A 7,304-nucleotide genomic window follows, 5' to 3' on the forward strand; every position below is an offset into this window, starting at 1 on the left:
ATAAATTATTTATTAAATATTAATAAATAATTTATTATAATGCTTATTAATTTTTCAAAATAGCTAAAGAGGAAATTGAATGCGGAATTTAGATAAAAAAGAATCTCAAGAATTGGTGGATAATTTTTTACAATTTCAAGAAGTATGGACTTTAGATAGAGTCCAAGAAATGACTTTAAAAGAATATACCAGTGTGTTAAAAGAAAATCCAAATAGAGATGATTTTACTTTTTGGATAGAAAATAAACTTGGCAATATAGGAAGCATTTGGGGTGGCTCAAGTTTTAAATTTGGTATATATAGAAGAAACGATGAGGGTGAAAAAAAATCTTCCAAAGGTAGATTGTATAATCAAAATTATGCTTGGTTATCTAAATATGGAAATAACCAAGATGAAGCTTTTGAAAATGTAAAAAAAATAATTGTAAAAATAATACAAGCAAGTAAAAATAATGATTTAGAGGCGATAGAAAAGATAAATTTTGGGGATGCTGTAAAATGGAAAATAGCTTTTCATTATCAAGATATAAAAAATATTAAAATAGTTAATATTTTTTCAAAAGATGTTTTAAACGTAATATCCAAAAATAAATTTAAACAGAAATTGAAAACATGTGAAATTTATAGAAAATTAATAGAAGATGAAAATTTATCATTAATAGATATGATAAATAAAATAGCCAATCCTTTATGGCTTGAATATGGTGAAAATAGTGAAAATTATATTAGAGAAATAAAAGAACTATTTTTTATTTTTTTAAAAAGTGAATTGCACGATGAAGTTATAAAAGAATATATTGATGCAATAGATAATATATCTAAGAAATTTTTAGATAAGAGTTTGTATAGTTGTAGCGATAACAATGAATTTTATAGAAATAAACACAAATTAGACAAAGATAAAAATTTTTTATCAGAAAATCTTAAAAATGGTAATATGTATTTTAATGCATTGAAATATTATGAGAAATTTTTTAAAGTTCATTTTGGAAAAGATATACAAGATGAAAATATATCTTTAAATCAAATTCTTTATGGGCCTCCAGGGACAGGAAAGACTTATCATACTATAGATAAAGCTTTAGAAATTTTGGGTGAAAATTTAGAAAATAGAATAGACAAAAAAGCAAAATTTGATGAGTATGTAAAAAATGGACAAATAGTTTTTACTACCTTTCATCAAAGTTATGGATATGAAGAATTTGTAGAAGGTATAAAACCTGTTATAAATGAAGATAATAGAAGTTCTAAAGAATTAGAATACGAAATAAAAGATGGAATTTTTAAAGAACTTTGTAAAAAAGCATTAAGGAACTATTTAGCAAATAAACAAGATAAAGAAATTGATTTAGATAAGTTGATTATAGGTTTTGGTGATTATATCAATGAGCAATTTTTAAATCAAGGAAAAGAATTTTTATTAGAAAATAAAGTCAATGTCAAGGAAATATTGCTTAATAGTAGCGAAGAATACCGTTCATTTTTATTGGGCGGTTCTATAAAAAGTCCTCAAAGATTAACTATAGATATTATTAAAAGAGACTATTTTGAATTTAAAAGTGGAAAAATAAAGACTTATAAGGATATAAAATCAAAATATGATAGTAGGCGTGAATATCATGGAAATGCAATTTATTATTTTATGTTTTACAAAAAATTAAAAGAATTTGAAGAACAGCAAACGATTAAATATACCGCAGATAAAGAAAATTTAAAGCCCTACATTATTATCATTGATGAAATCAATCGCGGTAATGTGAGTAAGATTTTTGGCGAGCTTATAACTTTGATAGAGCCAAGCAAAAGAATAGGGGCAGAAGAAGAACTAAGGGTAGCTTTACCTTATAGCGAGAGAAAATTCGATGACGGGAAAGGCTTTGGGGTGCCTGAAAATGTTTATATTATAGGCACTATGAATACAGCTGATAGAAGTATAACTTCGCTTGATACAGCCTTAAGAAGGCGTTTTGAATTTGTAGAGATGATGCCTAATCCTAAAGAATTAGAAAATTTAGAATATAAAGACGTAGATTTATCAAAACTATTAACAGCTATCAATACTCGTATAGAATGCTTGCTAGATAGAGAAAAAACTATAGGACATGCGTTTTTCATAGGTGTTAAAAATTTGGAAAATTTAAAGAGCGTTTTTCAAAATAAAATCATCCCTCTTTTACAAGAGTATTTTTACGATGATTATGCTTCAATAAATGCTGTTTTAAATAATAATGATATGATTAAAGAAGCTACAGAAAATAAAGAAAATGATTATTTAAATAGCATTAAGAAGCTAGAAATATACAATGAGAAAACTATTTATAATATTACCCCTTTTGATAATGAAATTTGGGATAAAATAGAAACGTATCAAAAAATTTATAAAAATCAAATTAGCGATAACAAAACCGAAGAAAATAATAAAAACAATGACTAATGTTTTTCAAGTTATTGAGTATCAAGCTTTTTGCGAGAATGACTTAAAAAAAGATTTTGGAAATAGGGCAAATAAATTTTATAAAGAATTAGAAGAATTTGCTAAAAATAATGAAATTTTTTTAGGTTTTAAAAATAAAAATACACTAAAAGCTAAAAATTATGTGGGTATGATACAAACAAAAAGCGGGATTTTGGAGATCTTGCCTAAGTGCACTGATTTAGAAAATTATCAAGGAGAAAAAGATGAGAATTTAAAAAAAATAAATTTTCATCAACTAAAACAAATTTATAAACTAGATATACGAGAGAACGAGCCTAAAAACGAGATCAAAATAGAAAAATTTGTAAATTTTAACTATGAAAAAAATTACAATTTTCCTTCTAAGCAACTTTTGTTAAATTTGCTTACAACCTTAAAAAATTCTCCTTTTAAAAAAAGTCATATTTCATCTTTGAAAACTTCTAAAATGTCTTTATTTGAAATTTTTATTTCTATGTTTTTAGAAGAATTGGATTTGATTTTTAAAAAAGGATTAAAAAAAGATTATGTAAGCATAGAAGATAACAGGGCTTTTTTAAAGGGAAAATTGCTTTTTAGTGAAAATTTAAAACACAATCTTATCCATAAAGAAAGATTTTTTACAGAAAGTGATGAGTTTATCTTGGATATTCCGCCAAATCGTTTGATAAAATCCACTCTTGAGTTTTTAAAATCCAAAACAACTATGCATAAATTTAAAGTCACAAAAGCCTTACAAATGCTTGATAATGTCCAATTATCTAAAAATTATAAAAAGGATTTTGAGTATAAAATTTCAAGACATTTTGATTATTATGAAACTTTGCTTTCTTGGTGTAGGATTTTTTTACAAAAAGAAACTTTTACCCCTTATAAAGGAAGCAACGAAGCTTTTGCTTTGCTTTTTCCTATGGAAAAACTTTTTGAAGATTATGTAGCTCATATGTTTAAAATAGCCAATGAGCAAGTTAAGATTAAGACTCAAGATAAAACTAAATTTCTAATGAGTAAAAATGATAATGAAGATTGTTTTTTGCTTAAACCAGATCTTTATATCCAAGATCATATAATCGCAGATACTAAATGGAAAATTCTAAGTGATAGTGATGATAAAAAACAATACTCTATCGCACAAAGCGATCTTTATCAAATGTTTGCCTATGCTGCTAAATTCAAGGTGAAAGAGGTTTGGCTTATTTATCCTTTGTGTGGGAGAACTTTAGAATTAAAAGAGAAAAGCAAAAAGGATGAGTATTTTTTTAAAGCAAGTGATTTTTTAAATTTCTTAGAAAGTCGCATAAAGTTAAAAATTTTGTTTGCACCCTTACCTTTTGCAAACGATTTTCACGCCTAAATTGATTAAAAAACCAAAGCAAGCAACGATAATAATACAAGCTCCGCTAGAAAGATCAAAATAATAACTAAGCAAAAGCCCACCTAAGCAAAAAATCATACTCAAAAAACTTGCCAGAATCATTATAAAGCCAAGCTTTTTGCTAAAATTTTCAGCGATAAAACTAGGAATGCTTAGCAGCGCTATAATAAGAATAAGTCCAACAAGGCGGATTGAAATACAAATACAAAATGCCATCAGTGCGATTAAAAGATAATGGAAAAAATTTGTATTGATTCCACGCACTTTTGCAAATTCAGCATCAAAGCTTATCGCTTCAAATTGTCTATAAAATAAAAGCATTAAAAAAATCACAATCCCATCAATTAAGCCCATTAGATATAAATCTTCATTTTCAACCGCTAAAATGTTTCCAAAAAGATAAGCCATAAGATCGGTATTATAACTAGGACTTAAATCTATAAGTATGATCCCAATTGCCATTCCAAATGCCCAAATCACAGCAATAATACTATCGCTTCTGTGCTCGTAATGTTTGACTAAAAAGGCAACGATAAAAGCTAAAATGAGGGTAAAAATGCTTGTACTAAGTAAAATAGGCAAGGAAAAATAAAAAGCGACCCCTATACCTCCAAAAGCCCCATGTGTAATCCCTCCAGCCATAGAAAAAAGCCGATTGATCATGATTAAGGTTCCTATAATTCCACAAGCAATACTGACTAAAATTGCCGCAAAAAGAGCGTTTTGAAATACAGTGAAATGAAAAATTTCAAACATTATTTTTCCTTAAAAAAGTGCAGCGGTGTTTTTAAATTTTTATCCTTGCAATTATGATCGCACAAGCATGAATTTAAACTCATTTCTACATCGCAAAAATGAGAATGATTTTCGTATAAATGTTTTAAAAAATCACTTTTCTTTTTTTCTTTTTGATTAGAATGTAAAAATAATTCTTTATTTAAATGCGCGATTTTATCGCTATAGGCAAGAACTAAATTGATATCATGACAAACAAGCAAAATGCCTATGCCTTTTTCATGTAAAGATTTTAAAAGTTCAAAAATTTGTATTGCTGATTTACTATCAACACTTGCGGTTGGTTCATCTAAAATAAGCATTTTACATTCATCTGCTAAAGCCCTTGCTATAAATACGCGTTGTCTTTGCCCCCCGCTTAATTCATTGATTTTTTTATTCCAAAAATCTTGCATTTGGACTTTTTCTAAGGCTTTTAAGGCTTTGTTTTTATCTTCTTGTTTGTAGAAGCCAAATCTTTTTTTATTGATAAGTCCCATAAGCACCACTTCAAGGACTCTAGGATTAAAATTTGGATTGGCTAAAGTATGTTGTGGAACATAGCCGATTTCGCTTTTTTTAATTTGTTTAAATGTAATTGTATTGTGAGAATTTAAAAGTCCTAAAATCAGCTTTATGAGTGTGGATTTTCCAGCACCATTTGGACCTATTATGGATAAAAAATCTTGATTATCATATATTAGATCGATGTTTTTTAAAACACATTCTTTATTATAGGAATAATTAAGATTTTTAATAGAAAAAAATTCCATCAAATTACCTATTTTAAAGATTTAGATAAAGCATCGCTGAATTTTAAAAGTTCTTTTTCCCAATCTTTTGAAAGATGATTGATGACGTAAATTTGAGCATCACATTGATGAGCTAAGGTTTTTGCTGCATTTTCGGGAAAACCATTTTGAACAAAAATAGTTTTAATCTGCTTATCTTTGATAAAGGTTATTAGCTGTTTTAGTTCTTTTATTTTTGGTTCTTTACCTAAAATTTCTACAGGAATTTGAATCAAATGATAACGCTTAGCAAAATAAGTCCAAGAGGGGTGATAAACAATAAATTCTTTTTGTTTGATATTTTCAAGTTTTGAAGAAATTTGCAAATTAAGATTGTCTAATTCTGCTAAGAATTTGTTTAAATTTTCTTTATAAAAATTTTTATTTTCAGGGTATTTTTGGATCAGGGTATCATAAATATTTAAAGCCATGGTTTGCACTAAAATAGGATCTAACCAAGTGTGAGGATCTTTTTGATGATCATGATGAGAGTCTTTAAAATCTAATAACTTTATATTTTTTTGCATATTAGAGATTTCTAAACTGGGAAAATTATGATGAAATTTGTCAATAAAAATTTTTTCGAATTCCAAACCTATGGTGAAATAAATTTTGCTTTGTTCGAGTTTTTTCATAACGCTTGGTTTAAATTCAAAATGATGTTCATTGGCATTAGGTGGTAAAATAATATTTATTTTTACAGTATCTCCGGCTATTTTCTCAACAAAAAAGGCTTGAGGTGGTATGCTCACACTTAAAGTAGGGATATCTTTGTGATTTTTTATATCTTTAGCCCAAGTCAAATTTAAAAAGCTTAATAAAATTGCAAATAAGAAAAATATTTTTTTTACCATTGTTTAAACCCCGTTTTAAATATTTTAGAGATAGCATTTTTAATATAAAATAAATTCTTATTTTGCTATAATACCATCTTTTGGTAAAAATGATTAAAATTGGAAAAAAGGAAATATTTATGGGAAATTTGAAATTTAAAGTTTCTTTTGTTGCAGGTTTAATAACTATAATTTGTTTAGTTATTTTGGGTGTTATAATTTATTTTTTTTCGAAAAATTTGATTTATAACCAAACTATAATATCAGAAACCAATTATATCAAAGTAGCTAGAAATTCTCTTGTTTCCTTTCAAGAGAAAAATTTAGAAATTCTCCAAAATTATAGTAAAAGGATTTTAAGCTTATCTTACAATGAATTAAATAGCGAACAAGCACTTAAAGAAAGTATAGGTGAAGATCTTAAAGTTTTAAGGGATGCTGGTGGATTTTTAGCGGCCTATATTGCTCAGCCTAATGGAGAATTAATTGTTTCCGATGCAGATTCTGATTCTAAAGGTTTAGAATTTTATATTTATGGAAAAGCAGATAATTATGATGCAAGAACAAGAGAATATTATCAAGAAGCTTTAAAAACAAATGATACATATATAACCTCTTCTTATATTGATATTACTTCCAAACTTCCTTGTTTTACTTATGCTAAAGCTCTTTATAAAGACGGTAAATTTATTGGAGTTTTAGCAATTGATATTTTAACTAAAGATTTACAGAAAGAATTTGAAGCGACTCCAGGTAGAACTTTTGCATTTGATAAAAACAATAAAATTTTTGCAGCAACAGATAAAGAGCAACTCAAAGAAGGCTATAATATTGATCAAATTGCAGCTTTATCCAAAACGAAAGTAGACTTTGAGCCTTTCGAATATCTAAGAAAAAGAGATAATAGTGAAAGATTTGCTATATGTGCAAAATATGAAAATTCAACTATTTGTATAGGGGAACCACTTGATATTATAACAGAGCCTATTCTTAAAATGACTTATGTACAAATAATTTCTTCTTTAGCTATGGTAGTAATTATTTCTTTATTGCTTTATACATTTATAGCTAAACTC

6 protein-coding genes are annotated in these 7,304 nt (G+C 26.8%); 3 read left to right on the forward strand and 3 right to left on the reverse strand.

The features are described from left to right. Window positions 1-79: 79 nt before the first annotated feature. Window positions 80-2,434, forward strand: coding sequence for an AAA family ATPase (locus tag H2277_RS04120; protein WP_337201101.1), 2,355 nt, complete (start codon window positions 80-82; stop codon window positions 2,432-2,434). After that, window positions 2,427-3,809, forward strand: coding sequence for an McrC family protein (locus H2277_RS04125; RefSeq protein WP_337201102.1), 1,383 nt, complete (start codon window positions 2,427-2,429; stop codon window positions 3,807-3,809). Before H2277_RS04120 ends, H2277_RS04125 begins: the two co-directional genes overlap by 8 nt. On the opposite strand, the gene H2277_RS04130 is transcribed toward H2277_RS04125, so the two are convergent. The 3 genes from H2277_RS04130 to H2277_RS04140 are packed head-to-tail and all read right to left on the reverse strand — an operon-like array spanning window position 3,780 to window position 6,249. Then, on the reverse strand, window positions 3,780-4,586 hold the full coding sequence (locus H2277_RS04130; protein WP_337201103.1) for a metal ABC transporter permease: 807 nt from the start codon (window positions 4,584-4,586) through the stop codon (window positions 3,780-3,782). The two genes, H2277_RS04125 and H2277_RS04130, sit on opposite strands and share 30 nt — an antisense overlap. Then, the gene (locus tag H2277_RS04135) at window positions 4,586-5,377 is read right to left on the reverse strand and encodes a metal ABC transporter ATP-binding protein (protein WP_337201104.1); all 792 of its coding nucleotides are present in this window, start codon (window positions 5,375-5,377) and stop codon (window positions 4,586-4,588) included. Before H2277_RS04135 ends, H2277_RS04130 begins: the two co-directional genes overlap by 1 nt. A gap of 8 nt (window positions 5,378-5,385) precedes the next feature. Next, window positions 5,386-6,249 carry a metal ABC transporter solute-binding protein, Zn/Mn family gene (locus H2277_RS04140; protein WP_337201105.1) on the reverse strand — a complete coding sequence of 288 codons (864 nt, stop codon included), beginning with the start codon at window positions 6,247-6,249 and terminating at the stop codon, window positions 5,386-5,388. A gap of 119 nt (window positions 6,250-6,368) precedes the next feature. Between H2277_RS04140 and H2277_RS04145 the strand changes: the two genes are divergently transcribed. Beyond that, window positions 6,369-7,304, forward strand: a 936-nt coding sequence (locus tag H2277_RS04145; protein WP_337201106.1) for a PDC sensor domain-containing protein, incomplete at its 3' end; no start/stop codon positions are given.

The organism is Campylobacter sp. W0014, assembly GCF_020135975.1.
Lineage (GTDB): Bacteria > Campylobacterota > Campylobacteria > Campylobacterales > Campylobacteraceae > Campylobacter_D.